The organism is Burkholderia sp. B21-005 (genome assembly GCF_020843965.1).
Lineage (GTDB): Bacteria > Pseudomonadota > Gammaproteobacteria > Burkholderiales > Burkholderiaceae > Burkholderia > Burkholderia ambifaria.
This window is the reverse complement of record NZ_CP086302.1, coordinates 242,312-265,427: the sequence shown is the minus strand read 5'-3', so window position 1 is coordinate 265,427 and position 23,116 is coordinate 242,312. Positions and strand designations below refer to the sequence as shown.

Here is a 23,116-nt window from a genome sequence, read left to right as displayed (position 1 = left end):
GCTTTGGCAGATGACGGATCTGAATCATTCTCATCGGAACGGCCGTTTGCCGACTGGAGCGGTCGCTCGAGTGTCCGAATGTGCATGCAGGCGAACGGCGCTTCATGGCCGACAAACGCCCCTCATCGGGCCGCTACACACCGAAGAACGCCAGCCCTGCCAAGACGACGCCGATCGCGGCAGCACCCATCGACAGGCGTTGCATCCATTTCCGCCGCGTGAGAATCGTGATCGCAGCAAGCGCGATCGAAATCTGGATGATGGTAGTGGCCTGCGCCCATCGATGGTGCCGGTGTAGCCGCTCCTCGCTCGCAGCATTGCTTTTCACGACTTCTTGCTCGAGCGCTTCGGCGCGATTGCGGATCGGCTCCTTCTCTTCGCGATACCGCGCCGCGTCTGCTTCGAAACGCTTTCTTTGCGGCGACGCTTCCTGGCTCAAGGCCGCACCGAGCTCGGCTAGATTCTGCTTTTCGCCCTTCGCTTGGTAATAGGCCCACAGGTTGGCTGCCTCGGTTTTCTGGATCGCGGCCTCGTTCTTGTGCAGCAACGCGAAATTCTCGTCCGCACCGCTCTGGTATGCGGAAATCGCACCGATGCAGGCCAGGACAGCAGTCATCACGGCGATGCGCGCCGCTCCGTGGTCTTCTCCATGCGCCGCATGGTGCTCTACTGCATGATCGTGCGGGCCGTGAACTTCGAAATCTTCTGGCATAACAAGAACGTTCGCATGAGTTGAAGGGCTTATACGCGGTTCCCACGCACGTGAGGAGCGGGCAGCAAAAGTGGTGGCTCTATCGCTGGGTCGCAGCTCAGTTGGGGCAGTCAGTTCGTGCGAAAGTGTGAACGAACGGACAATCGTCTGCGGAACCTCACGCTGTTTGAACGCCGACTCCCGCCAAAAGGGCGAGGGTTCGACATTGTGCATGAATTGCCGCCTCCCAAGTGTGAGTCGGCAGTAGTCCACCCTGAGACGACGTCGGGGTTCTGGCGGCTCGAACGGCCGGTTCCGGAGAGGTACTGGCGCCCGATTGTCATGGCCGCGCCGCGAACAAAAGTCGCCTTCTGGCCGAACGCGGTCGGCCGCCCCGCAACGCGCGATCGGCGCAGATCGACCCTTCTCAGACGCTCGTTGCACCGCACCGCGAACGGCAGGCACCCGGGGCGCAAGGGCCGTTCGCTATGGCCGATTTATACTCCGGTCAATCAAAGCCGGGGATAGCTATGTCAAGAGCTATCGTGATCAGCCTTGTCGCTTGCGCGCTGTCCAATGCCGCCTTTGCGGAAACCATCAAGCTCGCATGCCACTTCAATGAAGAAGTAAGTTTCCCGTCCGAGTGGAGGTCATGCCATCAAAGCCACGAGCTCGCTAATGGCGGCTTCCAAGCCAGAAGGGACTCCAATCCGACGCCCCGCTTCACCGAGCGGGGGCGTCTCCGCTGTTAATCCCTGTCAGCCTGCCGAATTGCGGGCCGTGACGATCCACGCCGCGCCGTCGATCATCATCGACCGCTCGCCGGGGAGGCCCGCGAAGGCGGCTCGAACCGCGGCCGAGGCGCGGGCCCGGATGTCGTCGGGCTGATCAGCGAGAACGCGCGACAGCGGGCCGACCTCGAGTGTCATCTCTACCGCGGCGTCGATCGCTGCGTCCCGCGTCTCCCCCTCGCCGAATGGGATGGAAGCATCGAATGGCGCGATAGCGATATCGGTGAAGCCGGCCGCCGTCAGGATGCGTGCCACGCGCCCCCGGTCGCCGAACGAGAATGGGCCGGGCGCCTCGGGATCGGGCGGCGCCGTCGGCGGGACGATGCCCTTGATCGCGCCCATCGGCAAGCGCACCCAATCGTTCTCGGCCATGCCGCGCCAGCAGACGAAAGCGACTCGCGCGCCCGGCTTGAGCGCACGGCGCATATGAGCGAACGCCGCTGTGGGATCGTCAAAGAACATCACGCCGAAGCGCGAGAACAGGAGGTCGAACGCGCCCTCGGGCAGCTCGGCGCTGCTGGCGTCGGCCACCCGGAACAGCGCCGGCGCATCCTGTGGCGCAAGCGCGCGCGCTCGGCGGATCAGCGGTTCGGATATGTCCACGCCGAGCACTTGGCCCCCCGCGCCGACGCGGGCGGCCAGATCCAGACTAGACGCGCCCGCGCCGCAGCCGACGTCCAGCACGCGTTCGCCCGTGGCGGGCGCGGCGGCTTCGATCGCGGCCTGGCCGAACACAGCCATCATGGCATCGAGCCGGGCCTGGTAAGCGACCCAGCGCTCCCCGCTTTGGCCATTCCAGTCGGCTACCTGATCAACATTTTTCTCTGCCATGCCATCTCCTTGTTCTAATCCGTTCGTAACTAGACTACCCGTCCGCGTGGTCGCTGCGACCGTGTGCGGCGATGAACATGGCGACGGCCGAGCGGCAATAGGATTCGATTTCGTTGTCGTCCCTTGCTCTCGCCTCATCGAAGCGCGCGATAAGCAGGAGATCGGATCCTTTGAAAAGCGCGGCAAACAAGCGGGCGGACCTGAGAGCATCGGGTACGTTCAGAATCGCTTTCGCGTGCAACTGACGCAACACGGCCTCGATTTGGGCGATGACATGGGCGGGCCCGGCTTCGTAATGGAGCTTGCTTAACGACTTTTGATTCGTCTTGTCGGCCAACACCATGGCTTCGACACTGCGGACGTCGGGGCTCAACAGCGTGCGAAGCAGGGATGATCCCACCGCCATGAGCTGATCGTCGGCCGAACCGTCGACGCCTTCAAAAAGGGCCTGTGGTGCAAACTGATGGCAGTGGGCCGCCATGGCCGCGCTGAACAGCGCCTCCTTGTTCTCGAAGTGCCGATAGATGCTCAGCTTGGATATCTTCGCCCGCTGGGCGACCTTGTCCATGGTCGTCGCTTGAAAACCCAATTCCACAAAGAGTTCGCAGGCGGCGTCGACTATCGTTTGGCGAAGCGCCTCGTTGGCGGGCCGGCCGCGCCGGCCCTGGCTGTTTTCGGTCACGACAATTCCGGTACTTGACAGTATTCAAATTCTTGCACTACGATACCATGCAGTATCTTAAATGTGCAAGCCAAGGGTTGGTTTCAACCGGTTGTCCAAATCAGGTTCCCCCGGGGCGCCCGGCGATATCGAATGCGGCATTGTCCGGCCGGTCAATACAGCCATGGGCAACTTTCTCGCCAATGCCGAAGCCCTGCTCGCTGACCGTCTCAAGCGCGTATCGCCGGACGATATTGCACACCACGCCCAGCCCCCTCCATCCACAACCCGGAGCCGATCACCATGAATGACGTCATCATCATCGGCGGCAGCTTTGCCGGCCTCGCCGCCGCCCTGCAGCTCGGCCGTGCCCGCCGCAAGGTCATCGTTCTCGATACCGGCCGGCCGCGCAACCGCTTTGCCGGCCACTCGCATGGCCTGCTCGGCCACGATCACAAGCCGCCGCTGGACATCCTGGTCGAGGCGCGCCAGCAGCTGGCGCGCTATCCAACGATCCGGCTGGTCGATGCCCGGGCCGAGAGCGTGTCTGGCGCCATCGACGATTTCTGCGTCGTCACTGACGATAACAAAAGCCTTAGGGCGCGCCGCCTGATCCTGAGCTATGGCGTCGCCGACCAGATGCCTGATGTTCCGGGCTTTGCCGAAAGCTGGGGCACGTCCATCGTGCCCTGCCCGTATTGCGACGGCTTTGAAGTCGCCGGCCAGCATTGGGGCCTCGTTTGGTCCGGCCCGCAGTCGCACCAGTCTGTCAGGCTGTTCCGCGATTGGACTGACAAGTTGACTGTCTTCGCCGATGGTCATGACATTGCGCCCGATATCCAGGCCGATCTGGCGCGCCGCAACATACCTGTCGTCGATGGTCGGATCGTCGAGATCGCCCATCACAAGGGCCATATCACCACCGTCAATCTCGATACCCGCCGCAACGTCGCGGTCGACGTCCTGTTCGCCCATCCGCGCACCAAGCCGTCCGCGAATCTGCATGAATCGCTGGGCCTCGCCACAATGGATACGCCCGTCGGCATCGCCCTCAAGGTCGACGAGCGCCGCCAAACCAGCATGCCCGGCATCTACGCCGCCGGCGACCTTGCCACGCCCCTCTTGCCCTCGATCACCCAGGCATCATCGCAGGGCGCGATGGCGGGCATCTTCGCCCAGCAGTCGATGCTGGTTTGAGAGCACAGATCCAGCGCAAATTTATCTTTTTCTTGGCCGACGGATAAAGGAGGGAAGCAAGCGTTTCTGCGACGAGTCGACGGAGCTATGTGGTGGCGTTGGGATGTGCCCTCGCGAGCAGCATGAGCGGCGCCAGTGAGTTTTCACGGAAGTGGATCACGGTACTTAACGCGATAGCCGGCTTTCTCGTCGCCATCAATGGCGCGTTGCTTGCCTTCGTGTGGACGGGCGCAAAGTTGCCCGACAGCACGCTGCATTGGGTGAAGGCGTTCGTCTATGTCGCGTCAGGCCTCGCGCTGATATCGCTTTTGCTAGCAGTTTCGGTTGCATTCCCCCGGATCAAGCTTGAAACGAAGCCTTCAGTCGAGCCGGTCACATTGACTTCTTCGGGGCGATGTTCGCAATGATCGGCAACGCGACAAATTGAACACTGTGGCGAGCGTCCGCTAAGCAGATAGGACAGGACATCTAAATGCCCGCTCGGCAGCGCGCGCGAACGGCCGGAGATGGCCGAACCCGGTCTGTTGGCATGAAGCGCATGCGTGCAACTGAGCTTCTTCGAGTATTCGTAATAGCGACCGTCCGCTCCTGCCCGAATGCCGACCGCCTCCCGGCCCCCCACTCGTAATCCCCGAAGAACAAAAAAAGCCCGGCAAAGCCGGGCCAATCAGGTTGAGACACAAGGAGAATCCCGCCCACCCCACACCGGGCGGTCACGCCGCGCTACACGACGTTCTTTTCGACGATCGGCCGGTTTTCGAGCACGCGCTCCCAGCCGAGCGACGACAGGTCGAGCGATTCATACCGCCCGCCCAGAATCAGTTCACTCACCCCACGCCCGGTCGCGGGCCCCTGCTGCAGCCCGTGCCCGCTATAGCCGTTCGCGAACACGACGTTATCGAGCTCGGGGTGATACCCGATGATCGCATTGTGATCGAACACGTTGTACTCGTAGTACCCGGACCAGCAGTTCTCCACGCGCAGCGCTTCGAACGCCGGCACGCGATTCGCGAGCGTCGGCCAGATCACCTCGTCGAACAGGTCGTGATCGACCTCGTCGAGCGGCAGATCGTCCGGATCGCGATCCGGGCTCGGCGACGTCCCGCAGATATACGTGCGCCCTTCCGGCCGGAAATACACGCCGGTCGGATCGATCAGCAGCGGACAACCGGTGAGCTGCGCCGGCGACGACACGTTGAAGATGCTGCGGCGCCGCGCATACACGGGAATGTCGATGCCCATCATCGACGACAGCGTGCGCGTCCACGCACCCGCCGCGTTGACAAGCGTGTCGCATGCATAGCGCTCGCCGTCGCTCGTCATCACATGCGTCACCTTGCGACCGTCGCGAACGACGCCGGTCACATCGGCCGGCACGTAGCGCGCGCCCAGTGCCTGCGCCTTCTTGCGCAGCGCCTGCACGAGCCCGTAGCCGTCGAACCACCCTTCGCCGCTGACGCCATAAGCGCCCGACACGAGATCGTCGACGTTCAGCCACGGAAACTTCGCGCGCAGCGCATCGCGATCCATCAAGCGGATATCGGCGCCAAGCTTCGTCTGCAGCGCATGATTCTCGCGCAGCGTCGCATCGCCTGCCGGCGTCGCGAGGAACAGGTAGCCGCCTTCATGCAGATCGATCGACGGCCGCGTGCCGTCGACCTCGAGCCGCTCGCCGATCGTGCGCAGGAAGTCGATCCCGAACAGCGACATCTCGATCGACAGCGGCGTCGAGAACTGCTGGCGAATCGATGCGGCCGACAGCGCCGACGACGACCTCGCATAGGTCGGATCGCGTTCGATGACGGTCACGGACACCGTCGGATCGGTAGCGCGCAGAAAATAGGCGATCGAGCTGCCGATCACACCACCGCCGACGATGACGACTTGAGAACTCACGACTGACTCCAGTTGCACGTGAAAGGCGCGGCCAGCCGGCCGCGCCCGTAGGTTGTTCGTGCCGCGTCACGCGCGGCGCCGTGCGTGCGGACCACCCGGCGAATCGCCCCGACATGCGCGGCGATCGCATTCGATCGCCCTGGATATTTCAGCACGTCCGGCGTCGCCGCGAAAGTCCGCGCGCGTTCAGGTATTCAGTCCGCCGTTTGCGTGGTGACCGGCTGCCACGCGGCGTTCTTCACTTCATACAGCGTCGAGCTCGGGTTCTTCAGATCGCCCGTGTTCGTGAACGCGATCGTGCCGGTGATGCCGTCGTAGCGCGTGCCCTTCAGCGCGCCGTTGAAATCGCCCGGCTTCGTCGAGTTCGCCTTCTGCATCGCGTTGATCGCGATCCACGTCGCGTCGTACGCGAACGGCGCATACGCGAGCATGTCGACGCCGTACTTCTGCTTGAATTTCGTTTCGAACTGCTTGCCCTTCGCGAGACGCGACAGCGGCTGACCGTACTCCCACACGGACGCGCCTTCGGCCGCGTTGCCGGCGAGCTTGATGAAGTTCGCGTTCATCACGCCGCCGCCCGCCAGGAACTGCGCGCGGATACCGAGCTGGCGCATGCGCTTGACGAGCATCGCGGACTGCGCGTCGAGGCCGCCGAAGAACACCAGGTCGGCGTTCGTGCTCTTGATCTTCGTGAGCTGCGCGCTGAAGTCGACGGCCTTGTCGTTCGTGAATTCGCGCGCGACGATCGTGCCGCCGTTCGCCTTCGCGGCCTTCTCGAACTCGTCGGCTTCGCCCTGGCCGAACGCGGTGCGGTCGTCGATGATCGCGATGCGCTTCGCCTTGGTCACGCTCGCCGCATAGGCGCCGGCGTTGCCGGCGTTCTGCGCGTCGGTGGCGATCACGCGGTACACGGTGCCGAGCCCGGCGCGCGTGATGTCGGGATTGGTCGCCGACGGCGTGATCATCGGAATGCCTGCCTTCGCGTAGATCTTCGACGCGGGCAGCGTCGTGCCCGAATTGAAGTGGCCGATCACGACAGCCACTTGCGCATCGGTCAGTTGCTGCGCAGCCTGTACGCCGATGCGCGGATCGCTCTGGTCGTCCTGCGACGCGACGACGAACTTCACCGGCTTGCCGCCGATCGTCGTATGCGCGGCGTTCGCCTCGTCGACGGCCATGCGCACGCCGTTCTCGATGTCCTTGCCGTAGGCGGCGCCGCCGCCGGTCAGCGGCACGGCCACGCCGACCTTGATGACCGTCTCCTGCGCGTGGGCCGCGCCCGTCTGGAACGCGAGGAGTGCGGCGGTCAGGGCAATGCCGGAAAGCGAACGAATGCGGAACGTCATCGGCCAATCCTTCTTGTATGGGTCGGGTGCGCCGCGCGACCATCGCGCGGCGGCGACCTCCCGCGTGCCGGTGAATTCTGCTGTCGCCGGGGCTGCGCCAAAGGCGCGTCGCCTGCCGGTCGATCACCGCGGTTCCGTCTCCGAAGAACCTGTCAGCGCGAAAGAGGTGAACCGATTGTGGGTAGCCAATACGCGTGCAGCAAACGAAATATCGGAACTATGTTGTGAGGAATTGTCATCAAGTTCCATGCGTGTCGACGGCGCCGGCCCGCGCGACGGCGGGCCGGGAAGGAGAAACATCGGGCCGGACGCGCGCAAGAGCCTTCGGATCAAGGCTGCGCGGGGTGATGCCGATCGAGCATCATCGCTGCGTCATGCAGCGTCGACGCCTCGCGCGATGGGTCAACGGCGCTCAATGCCGGTCGGTGCCCGTATGACGGCGCACCTCGTCGGCCGCTTCGCCGGCCTTCTCCTGGATCTTGCCGGCCTGCTGTTCCGCCACGCCTTCCGCCTCCGTCTCGCGGTCGCCCGTCACCTTGCCGAGTGCTTCCTTGACCGAACCCTTCAGTTGTTTGAGCTTGCCTTCGATGCGATTCCTGTCCATGGTCGTCTCCTGCAATGAATTGGGGAGAGAGCCGACGGTGCCGCAGCCCGCGCCGCACCGCCGAGTGGACAGGATCGCAGCCGCGCGCCGCGCGCGGCAGATGCGGATGCACCAGCCTGCATGGTGCATTCGCACCGATGGGGGAGACGGCCTGCGCCCGGCGTCAGTCCTTGCCGTTCGCGCCGCCCCTGTCGGCGCCCTTCTCGGCGCCCTTCTCGCCGCGCGTGCCGTTCGCGTCAGCCGCGCCGACGATTCCGCGCTCGCGCGCCCACACGATCGCCTCGCCGCGGCTATGCACGTCGAGCTTCGCGTAGATCGTCGCGACGTGATTGCGGACCGTGTTCGGCGCGAGCCCGAGGCGGCCGGCGATCTCCTTGTCGGCGAGGCCGTGACACAGCAGGTCGAACACGTCGCGCTCGCGCGCGGTGAGATCCGACAGCTGCGCACCCGCGTCCGGCGCATTCGCGCGCCGCACGTTCGCCAGTTTCTCGATCAGCGTGCGGCTGAACCACGACGCATCCTGCATCGCGGTCTCGATCGCGTAGACGAGCTCCATCTCGGTACGCTTGCGATCGCTGATGTCGAGCAACGCGATCAGCAGGCAATCCTGCCCGTGAATCGCGACCGGTTCGGCCGACACCACGCAATCGCGCACGTCGCCGTCGCGCGTGCGGATCTGCACGTCCGCGTTGCGCACGTTGCCGTCGCGCGCGAGTTCGCTGTCGATCCGCTGGCGCGCGCCGCGCTCGGCCCACAACCCGATCTCGTCCGCGGACTTGCCGAGCAGATCGTCCCGCGCATGGCCGGCCATCGCGACGAATGCATCGTTCACGTCGAGCAGCTCGAAGCGGTCGGCCGTGACGATCGCGGTCGCGACCGGCGCCATCCGGAACGCCTTCGCGAAGCACTCCTCGCTCTGCCGCAGCGCGAGCTCGGCCTGCTTGCGCGGCTCGAGATCCATGAACGTGAACAGCATGCACGCTTCGCCGTTCATGTCGATCGGCTGCCCGGCGACGACGACCGCCTTCGTGCCGCCGTCCGCGCGCTTGAGCACGGCCTCCATCTGCGGGATCGTCGCGCCCTCGCCGAGCCGCTCGATCGCGAGTTCACGCCGCTCGGCCTGATCGAGCACATCGACTTCGTAGACGGAGCGGCCGAGCACGTCGTCGCGTGCGTGGCCCGTCATGTCGAGGAAGCCTTGATTGACCTTCACGTAGCGCAGGTCGTCGAGCCGGCAGATCACGGCCGGCGCCGGGTTCGCGTTGAACGTGAGCTCGAAGCGCTCCTCGGCGCTCGCCCATTCGGTCGCGTCGTGCAGCACGAGCGCGAGACAGTCGGGTTCGCCGGCGGCATTCGTCAGCACGAGGCTGCGGATCCGGTGGACCCAGCTCACGTTCTCGTCGGCGGCCGATTCCACTTCGACCGTCACGTCGCTGAACTCCTCGCCCGCGATCACACGGTCCATCGGATAGTGGCCGTCGCCCACCGGATGGTTGTTCCGGTAGCGCAGCCGGAAGCGCTCGCGATACTCGGTCACGTCCGCGCCGAGCGCGTCGAGCTCGGTGACGCCGTGCATCGCGAGCGCCGCCTCGTTCGCCCACACGATGCGCTGGTCGGGTTCGATGAGGATCACGCCTTCGGTGAGCCCCGCGATGATCTGATACAGCTGACGCCGGTCGGTATGCGACTTGAGCGTCTGTTCGTTTACTCGATCGTCCATTGAAGGGTCGTCCACGTCGTCTGCATGGTTGCCGGTTCGGCCGCATCCGCGCCATGAGGCGCCGACATGCGCCGGCCCGGCGCGTTGTCGCGATGGTCGCGTGCCGCCGATGCGCTCGGCACGCGCGGATGCACCATGCGCAATAGTACATTCGCGTGCCACGCCGCCAGCGTGCGCTATCCCGCCGAGCGGCGCGCAGCGCGGCACCCGCGCCTGTCCTTCCGCATCGCCCGTCTGTCGGCGCATTTCCCGTTCCCGCGCGGCCGTTCCGTCCCCGTGCAAACGCACTAGCCAACCCGGTGAATTTGCGCGATGTGTGCGTGCGTTCGCGCCGGTACGCTGGTACTGCATCGGCGCTCACGCGCTGACCTACCGCAGAGGAGGACCACCCGATGAAGCTGCATCAGACACCTGATCCGACGCGGCCCGAACCGGCTCCGGACCATCCGCCCGAACCGTCGCCCGGCACCGACCCACCCGTGCCACGGCCACCCGACGTGCCGCGCCCGGACATGCCGCCGCGCGAGCCCGGCTACGACACGCCGATCGCGCGATAACTCGCGGCGCGATCCCCATTCACATTCATTCACCCACGCCAATCGAAGGAGAACATCAATGAACAAGACCTCGCACCTTTCGACGCTGCTCGCCGTCAGCGCGGCCTTCCTGCTCGCTGCCGCACCGCTCACGAACGCGCACGCACAGGCGTCGTCGGCCGACAAAGCCATGACGGCGGAATCGGACCAGCCCGTGACCGATACATGGATCACGACCAAGGTGAAGAGCGAACTCGCGACCACCGATGGGGTGAAGAGCACGCATATCAGCGTGAAGACGGTCGACGGTGTCGTCACGCTGACGGGCGTGCTGCACTCGAAGGTCGCGGTAAAGAAAGCCATCGCCGTGACACGCTCGGTGAAGGGCGTGAAGCACGTCAACGCATCCGGCCTGAAGGCGAAAGCCTGAGGTGTCACGCGGCCTAGCGCCGCACTTTTCTCCCTTTACGACAAGGAGCACACCATGAACGAAGACAAGATCAAAGGTCAATGGAAGCAGTTGACCGGCAAGCTGAAGACCAAGTGGGGCAAGCTGACCGACGACGACCTGGCCGTCGCCGAAGGCAACCGCGAGTATGTGGTCGGCAAGATCCAGGAGCGTTATGGGATCGCGCGCGACGAAGCCGAGAAGCAAATGAAGGAGTTCGATCGCGAGCTGTAACGCGTCAGTCTCCTCACACCGCCGCGACGCGTCCCGCGTCGCGGCCACGCGGAGGATAACGACATGGGCAAGTATCTGATCGCATGGCTCTTGGGCGTACCGATCGGCGTGCTGGTGCTGTTCTACCTGGTCACGCATCTGTTCTGACGCGCGAGGCGCTCATGCAACGCAAACGGGCCGGCGGCTGTCATCAGCCGCCGGCCCGTTTGTCTTGCGTGCGTCGCGCTTACTTCGCCGCGTTCGCCGTCATCTTGAAGATGCCCTGCGCGTTGCCCGCATCGAAACGCAGGTCCGTCACCCAGCGCCGCGCCGCCTGGTCGAACGTGCGACGGCGCGTGATGAATTCATAGAACGAGCCCGGCACGTTGCGCTTCACCGTGCCGCCGTCGCGCGTGCGGAACTCGCGCTCGACGATGTCCGCGCGGTACGCGGTCTGGAACACGCGGCCCGAACGCGAGCGCTCGACCTCCGGCTTCATCGGCCGGCCCTTCGCCTTCTCGTCGTCGGACAGCTTGAACACGTCGGTCACGCGATCGGTCGCATGGTTGAACGCGTTGCCTTCGGTCGCGATCCACGCCATCTCGGCCGATTCGAGCAGCAGCGTCTCGTAGTCGAGTTCGTTCGGCAGGTCGTGCTGGCGCGCGAACGCGCCGACGATCTCGGGCAGCAGCGCGTGCGCGGCGTCGAGCGACAGCCAGCCTTCGCGCTCGATCTCCCACAGCAACGCGACGGCCGCCGGCGACAGCGGATCGCGCGACGAGCTCACGACGTTCGTCACGGCCTGCTGGAATTCCTTCGAGAAACGTTCGGGATGCAGTTCGCTGACGAAGAACTGCGCGATCTCGTCCGGCGCGTCTTCATGGGCGTAGGCGCGGCCGGTCATGCCGAGCTTGTCGAGCGGATAACGGCCGTTCAGGCGGAAGCCGAGCGGACGCAGGATCCGCGTGAACGCGGCTTCGCCCGGCGGCAGCGCGCCCGTGTGCGGCCAGCGCACCGTGCGCAGCGCGCCGTGGTCGAAGTAAACCGAGCCGCCGTTTTCGATTGCTTCGGCCGTGTACGCGCGGCCGTTCGCCGAACGTTCGAGCAGCCCTTCGAACAGCGCCATGTTCATCGCCTGGGCGATTTCCGCGCGCGTGACGACGTCGGTTTCCCATTCGTCGAGGATGGCCGGCATGTTCAGGGTCGCGAACAGGGCGTCGGTCTTCGCCTGTCCCAGCAGCTTCGTCAGCAGGCTCTCGATATTCGGATTGCGCATCAGGATTCTCGTGTCGGGGGACCACCGGCAAACGTGCCGGCATCTCGGCTGGCCGGCTGCCCAGCGGGCGCCTGACCTTGCGTGGGATGCATTATTCAAAGGGTTGCAGCCGGGCGTAAAGCGAGATTAAATTGACACGTGATGAGTTTTTGGAATTATTCGTGGTTCCCGCCCTCGTCCGCCGGCCCGCCTCGGGCGGGTCCGTTCGTCAGACAAAATCATGCGCAAATTCAAGATCCCCAACATGGGTGCGCTCGTGGCTTTCGAAGCCGCGGCGCGCCACGAAAGCTTCACGCACGCGGCGAAGGAGCTGTTCCTGACCGAAAGCGCGGTATCGCGGCAGATCGCGACGCTCGAAGCGAGCCTCGGCGTGCGGCTGTTCGCGCGCGTGAAGCAGCGCGTCGTGCTCACGCGCGCCGGCAAGCTGTACGGCACGCAGGTGCGGCGCGCGCTGGAGGCGCTCGATCGCGACACGCTGTCGATCATCGCGCACGGCAGCGGCGGCGGCTACCTGGAGCTCGCCGTGCTGCCCACCTTCGCATCGCACTGGCTGATCCCGCGCATCAAGAGCTTCTACGACCGCACGCCGGACGTGCGTGTGAACATGGGCAGCCGCACCGACCTGTTCTCGTTCGAGGATACGCACTTCGAAGCCGCGATCCATTACGGCAAGCCGACCTGGCCCGGCACGTCGTCCGACTATCTGTTCGGCGAGGAAGTCGTGCCGATCTGCTCGCCCGCGCTGCTCGACGGGCCGGTCGAACGCGTGGAGGATCTGCTCGCGTATCCGCTGCTGCACTCGACGACGCGCCCCGGCGCATGGGCGCAATGGTTCGAGACGCACAGCGTCGAGGACATCCGCACGATGCAGGGCGTGCGCTACGAACTCCACACGATGCTGATCAGCGCGGCCGCGGCCGGACTCGGGATCGCGCTCGTGCCGAAGTTCTTCGTCGAGGAACAGTTGCAGCAGCTCGGCCTCGTCGTGCCGTGCGACGCGGCGACGGTCGGCGATTCGGCGTACTACCTCGTGTATCCGACGGAGCTCAGCCACAGCAAGCCGCTGGAATCGTTTCGTGCGTGGTTGCTGGAACAGGCAAGCGCGTATGCGGCGCCGGGGCGGGACGGGGAGGAAGACGATCTCGATGCGGAGGATGACGAAGACGTCGAGTGATCGCGGCGTACCGCGACAGGTCCGGTGCGCGCCGGGCGGGCAACCCCGACCCGGCGCTCCGGGCAGCCGACCTCGCTTCGGCAGCGCGGCGGCACCTTCTCTCATTTCTTCACTGCGTATGTTTTCTCTCAGGTCCCGGGGCAATTTTTTCTGTGCCGCGCGTGGCCATTATCCGCCCAAACCGGCCGTCGTGAAACGTTTGCGCATGCACCGATCGGCTTATTTCCGGCATTTGGAAACAGTCCTACAAAATGCTTACGCACCGAACGATCGCGTTCGGTAAATCTTGCAATCGGCTCGGCGTTCCTTTTTAATGGAACTGGTTCCTGTCCGTGTTTCGGCCATGCCGTCGCGTGACGCCGCGTGACGTCACGTCGTGCGCGCGTCATCATGCCGATTCAAGGATCGAGGATCATTCAGCTCAGGATTCCGCATCGCCCGTCCTTTCCGGACACCTGTCAAACGAGACCGTCATGCCCGATTCCGCCTCCCTGCAGCAGCTGTTTCCCGCCTATCAAGACATCCCCGCCGAGTTCCGGCTCGCCGCCCCGATCCACCAGCGCGTCTCGCTGGTCGACGGCGAGTTACGCCCGTGGGACGGCACGACCAAGACCGTGCTGTCGCCCGTGTGCGTGCGCCAGCCGGACGGCAGCGTCGCGCAGATGGAGATCGGCAGCTATCCGGTGATGGGCGAGACGGAAAGCGACGCGGCGCTCGACGCCGCGGTGCGCGCGTACGACTCGGGCCGCGGCGAGTGGCCGACGATGAAGGTGGAACAGCGCATCGCGTGCATGCAGGACTTCATCAAGCGGATGGTCGCGCAGCGCGAGCTGGTCGTGAACCTGATCATGTGGGAGATCGGCAAGAGCCTCGCCGATTCGCAGAAGGAGTTCGATCGCACCGTCACGTACATGACGCAGACGATCGACGCGCTGAAGGAGCTCGACAACGCGAACTCGCGCTTCGTGATCGCGGAAGGCACGATCGGCCAGATCCGCCGCACGCCGCTCGGCGTCGTGCTGTGCATGGGGCCGTACAACTATCCGCTGAACGAAACCTTCGCGACGCTGATCCCCGCGCTGCTGATGGGCAACACCGTGGTGTTCAAGCCGCCTCAGTACGGCACGCTGCTGTTCGAGCCGCTGCTCGAGGCGTTCCGCGACGCGTTCCCGAAAGGCGTGATCAATACGATCTACGCGCCGGGCGCGGTGGTCGTGCCGCACATGCTCGCGTCGGGCAAGATCAACGTGCTCGCGCTAATCGGATCGAGCAAGGTCGCCGATCACCTGAAGAAGCAGCATCCGAAGTCGCACCGGCTGCGCGCGATCCTCGGCCTCGACGCGAAGAACGCGGCGATCGTGCTGCCCGACGCCGATCTCGACCTCACGGTGAAGGAGTGCCTGCTCGGCGCGCTGTCGTTCAACGGCCAGCGCTGTACCGCGCTGAAGATGCTGCTCGTGCATCGCTCGATCGTCGACGCGTTCCTGCAGCGCTTCACCGCCGCGCTCGAACAGCTGAAAATCGGCATGCCGTGGGAGAAAGGCGTCAGCATCACGCCGCTGCCGGGCATGCATCGCACCGCGTACATGACCGACGCGATCGACGACGCGAAGGCCAAGGGCGCGCAGGTCGTCAACCACTCGGGCGGCGAGTTCAGCAAGACGCTGTTCTACCCGGCCGTCGTGTATCCGGTGTCCGAAGGTATGAAGCTGTATCGCGAGGAGCAGTTCGGGCCGATCATTCCGGTCGCGACGTTCGACGACGTGGAAACCGCGCTCGACTACGTGACGACGTCGGACCACGGCCAGCAGGTCAGCATCTTCGGTTCCGATCCGGCGCAGATCGGCGCGCTCGTCGATCCGCTCGTGAACCAGGTCTGCCGTGTGAACATCAACTGTCAGTGCCAGCGCGGGCCGGACGTGTTCCCGTTCGCGGGTCGCAAGGACTCGGCGGAAGGCACGCTGTCGGTGACCGATGCGCTGCGCGCCTTCTCGATCCGCTCGATGGTCGCGGCCAAGCAGACCGAGGGCAGCAAGCAGCTGCTCGACTCGATCGTGTCGGATCACCACTCGAAGTTCATCAATACCGGCTTCATTTTCTGAGGCGCGGTGCCCGGAACAAGCCGCTGCCCGCGCCGGTGCAGCGGCTTTTTTGCGCGTGCGCGCCACGCGCGGACCGGGAACGCCGACGCGTCGATGCGCGCGCCGCCGTTTCGCGACGCGCCGCCCTATACGTTCGACGCCAGCAACCGGACTCCCGCCACGCCGAACACCACCGCGAGACACGCTTCCATCGCGCGCCGGCCGCGCACGTACAGCCGGCGCGCGCCGTCCGTCGAGAACACCAGCGCATAGCCGCCGAACACCACGCATCCGATCGCGATGCAGCCCGGCACGACGGCGCCGTGCGACGCGCCCGCGCCGTTCGACGACAGCGCGACGATCGACACCCACACCAGGATGGCTTTCGGATTCGTCAGGTGCAGCATCGCGCCGCGCGCGTAGAGGCGCGACAGCTTCTGCTCGGGCGCCGCCTTCAGCGTGTCGGCCGCCCTGGCCGACCACGCGGTGCGGCCCGACTTGAACGCGAGCCACAGCAGATACACGCCGCCGAACAGCTTGATCGCGACCAGCAGCTTCGACCATGCGAGCAGCGCCGCCGACACGCCCAGCGCGGCCACCGTCGCCCAGAACATCGATCCCGAGATGACGCCCAGCGCGAACGCGAGCGCCGCCTTGCGGCCATGGTTCGCGGCGACCGACATGATCGCGAGATTGCTCGGGCCGGGGCTGGCCGTGCCGATGAAATAAGCCGTGTAGGCCAGCAGCAGGTTGGCCGAGAAGAAGGCGTGGACGCTCATGTCGAACCTCGCAGGGATGATACGGAGATTGTTCGCAAACACGGCGGGGCTGCCCATGGACAGTTGTCCGGTTATTCGCAAGGCCAGTTGGATCGCGCGGGCGACCTCCGTTGCCTACGCATCCGGATCGCCGCGCGCGAAAACGTCTCGGATATGAAACATCCGGCGCAGGTGTCGCGGCATTCGACGGTGCGGCGGACGTGGTCGCGGCGCACGTCGCGCAGCCGCCCGAGGCCGCGGGACGTCGCCAACACACAGGCGTCGCGCCATGCCGGCAATCCGTCGACCGAAACACGCAACCGGTTTCAACGACGCGTTACGTTACATCGCTGAAGCATTTCATCCGTCCGGGCCCCGATGCGCGGTCGATCGTGACCGCGCGCGGCGTATGAACCCCTTCGTCGATTTTCCACGCAAGCCAGCACCGGCGGGACGCGATGACCGCGGCCGCGCCCCGCGTCAACATTGCTCAACAATCGGATCGCGCCGCTGGTACGAAACCTGCATTCGCATTGCAGTGACACCCGCGTCACCGGTCGACGCGGACATGAACCGGATCGGGATCCGTCCACCGGATACGCCCGAACGATCCACGCAAGCAACGAGGCTTCCCATGGATGCGCTGCCCAACTCATCCGATACGTCGTTCCAGCTCTTTCTCGCGAAACTGCTCGAACAGCCGCAGCCCGAATGGACCGAAAAACAGCAGATGGAACTCGAGATGGCGCGCTCGCTGTCGACCCAGATGGTCCACTTCGCCGAAGGCATGCGCGGCGGCAACGCGGACCTCGCGCGCTGCCTCGTGCTGCTGCGTTACGCGAAGGTGCTCGACTTCATGCTGACGTCGCTCGCCGCGCGCCGCGACATTCATCCGCAGACGCTGCGCACGCTGTTCCGGCTCGCGAACCTGAAGGTCGACGATGCGTATCCGGTCTGAGCCGGCATCAGGCCGCACGACGCATCGCCCTCACGCCTAACGCGCCGCCCGCGCCGCCATCCACTTGCGGTAGCGCCGCGTCTGGCACTGCGCGCTCCCGCGGCCGATGCGCAAGCGCGCGTAACGCGCGCGGCCGGCATCGCGTTCGGCCGGATGGATTTGCTTACGTCGCACGTAATCGACGCGCGCCGCCCGCGCACCGATCATGGCCGCATCGATCAACGAATCGATCGACGCATCGCATCGACGCATCGCATCGACGCCACGGAGCCCGCCATGACCGCCTACGCCATCGCCCACCTGCACGACGTTCACATGTGCGACGACATCGTCGACTACCTCGAGCGCATCGACGGCACGCTCGCGCCGTTCGACGGCCATTTCGTCATTCACGGCGCGCGGCCCGACGTGCGCGAAGGCGTGTGGCGCGGCGACCTGATCGCGATCGCGTTTCCCGATCTCGACACCGCCCGCGCATGGTACAAATCGGACGCGTACCAGCAGATCCAGCCGCTGCGCGCGCGGCACGCGAGCGGCCCGTTGATCCTGATCGACGGCGTGGATGAACGGCACAAGGCGACCGACATCCTGCGCTGATCCACGCCGTGCGCGGCGCTTACTTCGCGTTGCGCTCCATCGGCTCGCCGACGACGAACCCGCCGCCCTGGTAGCGCTGCGCGGGATCGTCGTACTCGGCGGTTGGCGCGGTGAGCGGGAACAGCCCCGCGAACTGCGCGGAGCTGTCCTGCGGCTGGAAGCCAAGGAAGCCGGCCTTCGTGTTGTCCCACCACTTCACCGGGTTGTCGGACACGCCGTAGACGATCGCATGCCCGACGCGGTTCGTCAGCAGCGAGCAGCGCACGAGCTCGATGAAGTCGCGATAGCTGAGGAACGTCACGAGCATGCGCGGGTTCTTCGGCGCCTCGAACGACGAGCCGATCCGCAGGCACACCGTCTCGATCCCGAAGCGGTCGAAGTAGTAGCGCGACAGCGACTCGCCGAAGCACTTGGTCACGCCATAGAGACTGTCCGGGCGCAGCGGCGAATCGGCATCGAGCACTTCCGTGACCGGATGGAAACCGATCGCATGGTTCGAGCTCGCGAACACGATCCGCTTCACGCCATGCTTGCGCGCGGCTTCGTACAGGTTGTACGTGCCGGTGATGTTCGCATCGACGAGATCGTCGAACGGCGCATCGACCGAAATGCCGCCGAGATGGACGATCGCGTCGACGCCGTCGACGAGCTCCATCACCGCCGGCCGATCGGCCAGGTCGACGACCCGGGTTTCTTCGTGCGGGGCCGCGTCGTCCAGCGCGGCGATGTCGCTCACGCGCACGACGTCGGCCCAGTTCGCCAGCGCGCCGCGCACCTGGCGGCCGAGGTTGCCGGCCGCGCCGGTCAGCAGCAGGCGCCCGAACGGCTTGCGTGCGCCGGTGGATGAGGCGTTCATCGAGTCTCCTTGAATCTGTCCTGAAGGGTGTCCGGGAAGTTGCCCGAAATCGGGGAAGCGACCGAAAGCGGAAAACGTTTTCCAACTATACGCGGGACAAAAGCCGACCGTCAATGCTTGAACTCGCCCGCAGCCATCCGCACTTTCCCGATATCGACCGGCGGTCGGACGCCGGCTTTTTCTGCCACAATCCGGGGCAACGGAACGAAAACGTTACCCTCTTCATGAAAAAAGTTTCCCCGACGATCCGCGACGTGGCGGCGGAAGCCGGCGTGTCGGTCGCGACGGTATCCAAGTACGTGAACGGCACGCAGCGCTTTTCGCCGGCCGTCGAGGCGCGGCTCAAGGAAGCGATCGAGCGGCTCGGCTATCGTTCGAACCCGCTCGCGCGCTCGATGATCACCGGACGCACGCGCACCATCGGCGTCGTGATCCTCGACATCAGCAACCCGTACTTCACGAACGTCGTCAAAGGCGCGAACCGCGTCGCGCTCCAGCATGACTACACGCTGCTGCTCGTCGATACCGAAGAGAATCAGGCGCGCGAACGCTCGCTGATCGAGGCGCTCGCGCAGCGCGTCGACGGGCTGATCGTCAGCACGCGGATGCCCGACGAGGAAGCCGGCTGGATGCTCGACCTGCACAAGCCGCTCGTGCTGCTGCGACGCAGCCCCGGCCTGCCGATTCCGAGCGTCGGCATCGACAACCGGCTCGCCACCTACATGCTCGCGCGCCACCTGCTCAATCTCGGCCATACGCGCATTGCGTACCTCGGCTTCGGGCCGGCGCGCGTGAACGACGAACGGATTCAGGGCGCGCGCGACTGTCTCGCCGAGGCGGGCCTCACGCTCGACGTGCACGATGCGCATGCGCCGACCGCCGAGGCCGGCGAGCGCGCGTGCTCGCGCGTGATGCTCGGGCCGCAGCGTCCGCAGGCCGTGATCTGCTACAACGACCTGATCGCGCTCGGCTTCATGAAGGAAGCCGCGTCGCTCGGCTTCCAGCTGCCGCGGGACGTGTCGGTCGCCGGCGTCGACAACGTGCCGTACGGCGAATACGCGGCGCCCGCGCTGACCACCATCGACATCCAGAGCGAGAACATGGGCGAGCTCGCGATGCAGAAGCTGATCGACGCGCTCGCCGGGCGCACCGACGCAAGCTATTCGACGTTCGAGCCGCGGCTGATCATGCGCGCATCGACGGCCGCGGTCGGCTGACGCACGCGCCCTCCGCGACACCCAGCGCTTGCGCGCCCCGCACATGAAAACGCGCCGCCTCCGGGCGGCGCGTTCGTTTGCCGACACGTCATCACGCGTCGAGCTTCGCGGGCTTCATCTTCGGCGTAAGCACGTGCATGACCGCCAGCGCGAGCAGGTAGGCCAGCGCGCCGATCGCGAACAGCACCCAGTAGTGTCCCGTGCGTTGCAGCACCTGGCCGATCACTTCCGAGAACAGCACGCCGCCGATCGAGCCGGCCATCCCGCCGATGCCGACCACCGACGCGACCGCACGGCGCGGGAACAGGTCGGACGCCGTCGTGAACAGGTTCGCCGACCAGCCCTGGTGCGCGGCCGCGGCGAGGCCGACGATCAGCACGGCGATCCACAGGTTCTGCACCTGCGACACGAACGCGATCGGCAGCACGCAGCATGCGCAGATCAGCATCGCCGTCTTGCGCGCGCCGTTCACGCTCCAGCCCGCGCGCAGCAACGCCGACGACAGCCAGCCGCCGCCGATGCTGCCGACCGTCGTCAGCGCATAGATGCACACGAGCGGCAGGCCGATATGCTGCATGTCCATCCCGCGCGACTCGTTGAGCCACTTCGGCAGCCAGAACAGATAGAACCACCACACCGGATCGGTCAGGAACTTGCCGATCAGGAACGCCCACGTCTCGCGCTTGCGGATCAGTTCGCCCCAGCGCGGCGCGCCGGCGTTCACGTTCGCCGCGTCGAGCGCTTCGGCTTCGTCGCGCGGCTCGTCGTATGCGTCGGCGAGTGCGCGCGTGTCGGCCGTGCGATAGAGCACCAGCCACACCGCGAGCCACACGATGCCGATCGCGCCGACGATCACGAACGCCGCGCGCCACCCGTAGGCCACCGCGATCGCCGGGATGATCGCGGGCGCGAACACCGCGCCGATGTTCGCGCCGGAGTTGAAGATGCCGGTTGCGAGCGCACGTTCGCGGCGCGGAAACCATTCGGCCGTGGTCTTGATCGCGGCGGGAAAGTTGCCGCCCTCGCCGATCCCGAGCAACGCGCGCACCGCCGCGAAGCCCATCACCGAGCCGACCATCGCGTGCAGCATCGCCGCGATGCTCCACACCAGCATCGCGACCGCATACGAGATGCGCGTGCCGAGCCAGTCGACGATGCGTCCGAAGCAAAGCAAGCCGATCGCGTAGAACGCCGAAAACGCCATCACGATGCGGCCGTACTGCACCTGGCTCCAGCCGATGTCGTGCTGGAGCATCGGCGCGAGCAGGCCGAGGATCTGGCGATCCATGTAGTTGATGACGGTCGCGAAGAACAGCAGCGCACAGACGGTCCAGCGGTAGCGGCTGGCGGCGGCGCGCACCGCGCCGACGACGGCAGATTGCATGAGTGTCTCCGATGCGCGGCCGCGCCCGTCGCGCCGCAGTTTGTTGCCTGTCCGTGACCGGCGACGGGCGCCGGGACGGGCGGCGGCCCGCCCCTTTGGTGGCGCGGCCGATTGTCCGTCGAGTCGTGGAAAACGTTTTTCAAAGCATAGGGCGTGGGCCGATGCCGTGTCAGTCGGGGATTTCGATGAGTCATCTCGAATTTGGCCGCGCAAAAAGAGACGACTGTTTCGCAGATTGGCATTAACCGTTTTTCCGGAATTTTCCCGCAGGCAAAACGGGGGCATGACGCGAACCCGTGCGCCCGATACACAGGTCCGATTCCAGCCAGAATCGGCGATGACGATGGTTGACAGTCGTCGCATGCGCGTAGCGCGTTCGGTATCATCTGGCCTATAATCAGGCATCATTTGATACCTTATCGGGAATCGCCATGTCACTCGTTACCCCTGAAGCGGTGGCCGCGGTCATGGGGCTGCAACCCCTCCCGCATACGCTGGCCGAGCTCGAGGCGCTTGTGCGGGACGGCCTGCCGAAATCCGCTCTGCGCGCGGGCGTCGAACATGCGACGCAAGGTGCCGACGCTCGGCGCGCGCTCCTCGCCCGCATCATCCCCGAGGCGACCTATAAGCGCCGCCGCGATCGACTGACGCAAGACGAATCGGAGAAGACCGAGCGCCTGGCCCGGATCGTTGCGACGACCACCTACGTCTGGAATGACGAAGAGGACGCGCGGGAATTCCTGTCGACACCGCATCCGGAACTCGAGGGGCGCGCGCCGCTCGACGTCGCGCTGACCGAGCTCGGTGCGCGCCGGGTCGAAGAGCTGCTCTGGAAACTGTTCTATGGGCTGCCGGCATGAAGCTGTTCCGCATTGCCGACACGCGACACGCGATCTGGAGCGGGACCGGCGCGATGCTGGTCGGCGGCCGCTTCAATAGTCCAGGCCGCCCGGTCATCTATGCGGCGTCGACCTTCGCAGGCGCGATGCTCGAGGTGCTCGTGCACGCGCGCATCGGCAAGGTGCCGAAGACGCACGGATGGGTCGAAGCAACGGTTCCCGACGATGTTCCCGTTGAACGCCATACGGCTGAAACATTGCCGGTTGGATGGAATGCGGCTGCGCTGCAGGAGGCGCGTCGGTTCGGTGACGCATGGCTGACCGAATCCCGCACAGCGCTCCTGGTCGTGCCTTCCGTTGTCGTCCGAGCGGAGTCCAACGTGCTGGTGAATCCCGCGCATCCCGACGCCACGCGAATCGTCGTGAACGAGCTGCAACCCGTCGTGTGGGATGAGCGCCTGTTTGTGATGCCGCCGGCCGGACAGTCATAGGAGAACTTTCGCAATGACTCTCGCTCATCTGATTCCGAGCCCGCTGGGCGACATCGCCATTCGTATCGAGGACGATGCGCTGACAGGCCTGTTCTTCGTCGGCCAGAAATACTATCCATCGCTGGCAATCGCGCCGGATGCGGACGCGCGCAATGTGCCGCCGCTCGCGCGCAAGGTTGCCGAAGAAGTCGCCGACTATTTCACCGGCACGCGCGAAACCTTCTCGGTGCCGATTCATCTGCGCGGCACCGCGTTTCAGCGCAGCGTGTGGAAGGAACTGCTCGCGATTCCGTTCGGCGAGCTCGTGTCGTACGGCGACATCACCGAACGCGTCGGGCTGCCGATGAGTGCCGCGCGTGCCGTCGGCGGCGCGGTCGGCCGCAACCCGGTGTCGATCATGGTGCCGTGCCATCGCGTGATCGGCGCGTCGGGCAGCCTGACCGGTTATGCAGGCGGGATTGAACGGAAACGCGCGTTGTTGTCGCTCGAAGGCGCCGGGTTCGCGCGCGACGAGCGTCATCCGGCGCAGCAGACGCTCGGGTTCTGACGCA

At 65.5% G+C, this 23,116-nt stretch carries 25 protein-coding genes; 13 read left to right on the top strand and 12 right to left on the bottom strand.

Annotated features, from left to right (window positions below):
* Positions 1 to 133: 133 nt before the first annotated feature.
* The 3 genes from LMA02_RS17610 to LMA02_RS17600 form a co-directional block, all read right to left on the bottom strand.
* A complete protein-coding gene (locus LMA02_RS17610) occupies positions 134 to 712 on the bottom strand; it encodes a DUF4337 domain-containing protein (protein ID WP_105831672.1) in 579 nt (192 codons plus the stop codon).
* Positions 713 to 1,449: 737 nt separating this feature from the next.
* Positions 1,450 to 2,313: a class I SAM-dependent methyltransferase gene (locus LMA02_RS17605; RefSeq protein WP_228908924.1), complete on the bottom strand. Its 864-nt coding sequence runs from the start codon at positions 2,311 to 2,313 to the stop codon at positions 1,450 to 1,452.
* A gap of 34 nt (positions 2,314 to 2,347) precedes the next feature.
* A complete protein-coding gene (locus tag LMA02_RS17600) occupies positions 2,348 to 2,995 on the bottom strand; it encodes a TetR/AcrR family transcriptional regulator (RefSeq protein ID WP_228908923.1) in 648 nt (215 codons plus the stop codon).
* Between the two features lie 282 nt (positions 2,996 to 3,277).
* Here LMA02_RS17600 and LMA02_RS17595 point away from each other — a divergent pair, with 282 nt between their 5' ends.
* Together LMA02_RS17595 and LMA02_RS17590 are read left to right on the top strand one after the other, a co-directional pair.
* Positions 3,278 to 4,171 (top strand): NAD(P)/FAD-dependent oxidoreductase, encoded by an 894-nt coding sequence (locus LMA02_RS17595; protein ID WP_228908922.1) that lies wholly within the window; start codon positions 3,278 to 3,280, stop codon positions 4,169 to 4,171.
* Between the two features lie 122 nt (positions 4,172 to 4,293).
* Positions 4,294 to 4,578: a hypothetical protein gene (locus LMA02_RS17590; protein ID WP_228908921.1), complete on the top strand. Its 285-nt coding sequence runs from the start codon at positions 4,294 to 4,296 to the stop codon at positions 4,576 to 4,578.
* A gap of 316 nt (positions 4,579 to 4,894) precedes the next feature.
* On the opposite strand, the gene LMA02_RS17585 is transcribed toward LMA02_RS17590, so the two are convergent.
* The 4 genes from LMA02_RS17585 to LMA02_RS17570 form a co-directional block, all read right to left on the bottom strand.
* Positions 4,895 to 6,067 carry an NAD(P)/FAD-dependent oxidoreductase gene (locus tag LMA02_RS17585; protein WP_166721604.1) on the bottom strand — a complete coding sequence of 391 codons (1,173 nt, stop codon included), beginning with the start codon at positions 6,065 to 6,067 and terminating at the stop codon, positions 4,895 to 4,897.
* 194 nt (positions 6,068 to 6,261) lie between these two features.
* A complete protein-coding gene (locus tag LMA02_RS17580) occupies positions 6,262 to 7,413 on the bottom strand; it encodes a branched-chain amino acid ABC transporter substrate-binding protein (protein WP_228908920.1) in 1,152 nt (383 codons plus the stop codon).
* A 412-nt stretch (positions 7,414 to 7,825) separates the two neighbouring features.
* Positions 7,826 to 8,017, bottom strand: coding sequence for a CsbD family protein (locus tag LMA02_RS17575; protein ID WP_006749575.1), 192 nt, complete (start codon positions 8,015 to 8,017; stop codon positions 7,826 to 7,828).
* 163 nt (positions 8,018 to 8,180) lie between these two features.
* The gene (locus LMA02_RS17570) at positions 8,181 to 9,737 is read right to left on the bottom strand and encodes a helix-turn-helix transcriptional regulator (RefSeq protein ID WP_228908919.1); all 1,557 of its coding nucleotides are present in this window, start codon (positions 9,735 to 9,737) and stop codon (positions 8,181 to 8,183) included.
* Positions 9,738 to 10,129: 392 nt separating this feature from the next.
* On the opposite strand from LMA02_RS17570, the gene LMA02_RS17565 reads away from it, so the two are divergent.
* The 3 genes from LMA02_RS17565 to LMA02_RS17555 are packed head-to-tail and all read left to right on the top strand — an operon-like array spanning position 10,130 to position 10,955.
* Positions 10,130 to 10,294, top strand: a complete 165-nt coding sequence (locus LMA02_RS17565; protein ID WP_166721607.1) for a hypothetical protein — start codon at positions 10,130 to 10,132, stop codon at positions 10,292 to 10,294.
* A gap of 58 nt (positions 10,295 to 10,352) precedes the next feature.
* Complete coding sequence (locus tag LMA02_RS17560; RefSeq protein WP_228908918.1) at positions 10,353 to 10,703, top strand: BON domain-containing protein; 351 nt, start codon at positions 10,353 to 10,355, stop codon at positions 10,701 to 10,703.
* A gap of 54 nt (positions 10,704 to 10,757) precedes the next feature.
* Positions 10,758 to 10,955 (top strand): CsbD family protein, encoded by a 198-nt coding sequence (locus LMA02_RS17555; RefSeq protein WP_228908917.1) that lies wholly within the window; start codon positions 10,758 to 10,760, stop codon positions 10,953 to 10,955.
* 226 nt (positions 10,956 to 11,181) lie between these two features.
* Here LMA02_RS17555 and LMA02_RS17550 read toward each other — a convergent pair whose 3' ends face one another.
* Entirely contained in the window at positions 11,182 to 12,210 is a 1,029-nt protein-coding gene (locus LMA02_RS17550; RefSeq protein ID WP_175794355.1) for a DUF1338 domain-containing protein, read from the bottom strand.
* 220 nt (positions 12,211 to 12,430) lie between these two features.
* On the opposite strand from LMA02_RS17550, the gene LMA02_RS17545 reads away from it, so the two are divergent.
* Positions 12,431 to 13,384 (top strand): LysR family transcriptional regulator, encoded by a 954-nt coding sequence (locus LMA02_RS17545; protein ID WP_228908916.1) that lies wholly within the window; start codon positions 12,431 to 12,433, stop codon positions 13,382 to 13,384.
* Positions 13,385 to 13,857: 473 nt separating this feature from the next.
* Entirely contained in the window at positions 13,858 to 15,486 is a 1,629-nt protein-coding gene (locus LMA02_RS17540; protein WP_228908915.1) for an NADP-dependent glyceraldehyde-3-phosphate dehydrogenase, read from the top strand.
* 125 nt (positions 15,487 to 15,611) lie between these two features.
* On the opposite strand, the gene LMA02_RS17535 is transcribed toward LMA02_RS17540, so the two are convergent.
* Positions 15,612 to 16,244 (bottom strand): LysE family translocator, encoded by a 633-nt coding sequence (locus tag LMA02_RS17535; protein ID WP_228908914.1) that lies wholly within the window; start codon positions 16,242 to 16,244, stop codon positions 15,612 to 15,614.
* A gap of 613 nt (positions 16,245 to 16,857) precedes the next feature.
* On the opposite strand from LMA02_RS17535, the gene LMA02_RS17530 reads away from it, so the two are divergent.
* Positions 16,858 to 17,181 carry a hypothetical protein gene (locus LMA02_RS17530; RefSeq protein ID WP_006756972.1) on the top strand — a complete coding sequence of 108 codons (324 nt, stop codon included), beginning with the start codon at positions 16,858 to 16,860 and terminating at the stop codon, positions 17,179 to 17,181.
* Between the two features lie 36 nt (positions 17,182 to 17,217).
* Here the strand turns inward: LMA02_RS17530 and LMA02_RS17525 are convergent, their stop codons facing one another.
* Complete coding sequence (locus tag LMA02_RS17525) at positions 17,218 to 17,403, bottom strand: hypothetical protein (RefSeq protein ID WP_228908913.1); 186 nt, start codon at positions 17,401 to 17,403, stop codon at positions 17,218 to 17,220.
* A gap of 54 nt (positions 17,404 to 17,457) precedes the next feature.
* Here LMA02_RS17525 and LMA02_RS17520 point away from each other — a divergent pair, with 54 nt between their 5' ends.
* Positions 17,458 to 17,778 (top strand): DUF1330 domain-containing protein, encoded by a 321-nt coding sequence (locus LMA02_RS17520; protein ID WP_228908912.1) that lies wholly within the window; start codon positions 17,458 to 17,460, stop codon positions 17,776 to 17,778.
* A gap of 19 nt (positions 17,779 to 17,797) precedes the next feature.
* On the opposite strand, the gene LMA02_RS17515 is transcribed toward LMA02_RS17520, so the two are convergent.
* Positions 17,798 to 18,634: an NAD-dependent epimerase/dehydratase family protein gene (locus LMA02_RS17515; RefSeq protein ID WP_228908911.1), complete on the bottom strand. Its 837-nt coding sequence runs from the start codon at positions 18,632 to 18,634 to the stop codon at positions 17,798 to 17,800.
* A 113-nt stretch (positions 18,635 to 18,747) separates the two neighbouring features.
* On the opposite strand from LMA02_RS17515, the gene LMA02_RS17510 reads away from it, so the two are divergent.
* Positions 18,748 to 19,851, top strand: a complete 1,104-nt coding sequence (locus LMA02_RS17510) for a LacI family DNA-binding transcriptional regulator (RefSeq protein WP_228908910.1) — start codon at positions 18,748 to 18,750, stop codon at positions 19,849 to 19,851.
* Positions 19,852 to 19,942: 91 nt separating this feature from the next.
* Here LMA02_RS17510 and LMA02_RS17505 read toward each other — a convergent pair whose 3' ends face one another.
* Complete coding sequence (locus LMA02_RS17505) at positions 19,943 to 21,235, bottom strand: MFS transporter (RefSeq protein ID WP_006756967.1); 1,293 nt, start codon at positions 21,233 to 21,235, stop codon at positions 19,943 to 19,945.
* A gap of 431 nt (positions 21,236 to 21,666) precedes the next feature.
* Here LMA02_RS17505 and LMA02_RS17500 point away from each other — a divergent pair, with 431 nt between their 5' ends.
* The 3 genes from LMA02_RS17500 to LMA02_RS17490 are packed head-to-tail and all read left to right on the top strand — an operon-like array spanning position 21,667 to position 23,112.
* On the top strand, positions 21,667 to 22,095 hold the full coding sequence (locus tag LMA02_RS17500) for an antitoxin Xre/MbcA/ParS toxin-binding domain-containing protein (protein ID WP_228908909.1): 429 nt from the start codon (positions 21,667 to 21,669) through the stop codon (positions 22,093 to 22,095).
* A complete protein-coding gene (locus LMA02_RS17495; protein ID WP_228908908.1) occupies positions 22,092 to 22,565 on the top strand; it encodes an RES family NAD+ phosphorylase in 474 nt (157 codons plus the stop codon). Before LMA02_RS17500 ends, LMA02_RS17495 begins: the two co-directional genes overlap by 4 nt.
* A gap of 13 nt (positions 22,566 to 22,578) precedes the next feature.
* Complete coding sequence (locus LMA02_RS17490) at positions 22,579 to 23,112, top strand: methylated-DNA--[protein]-cysteine S-methyltransferase (RefSeq protein WP_228908907.1); 534 nt, start codon at positions 22,579 to 22,581, stop codon at positions 23,110 to 23,112.
* Positions 23,113 to 23,116: the final 4 nt, after the last annotated feature.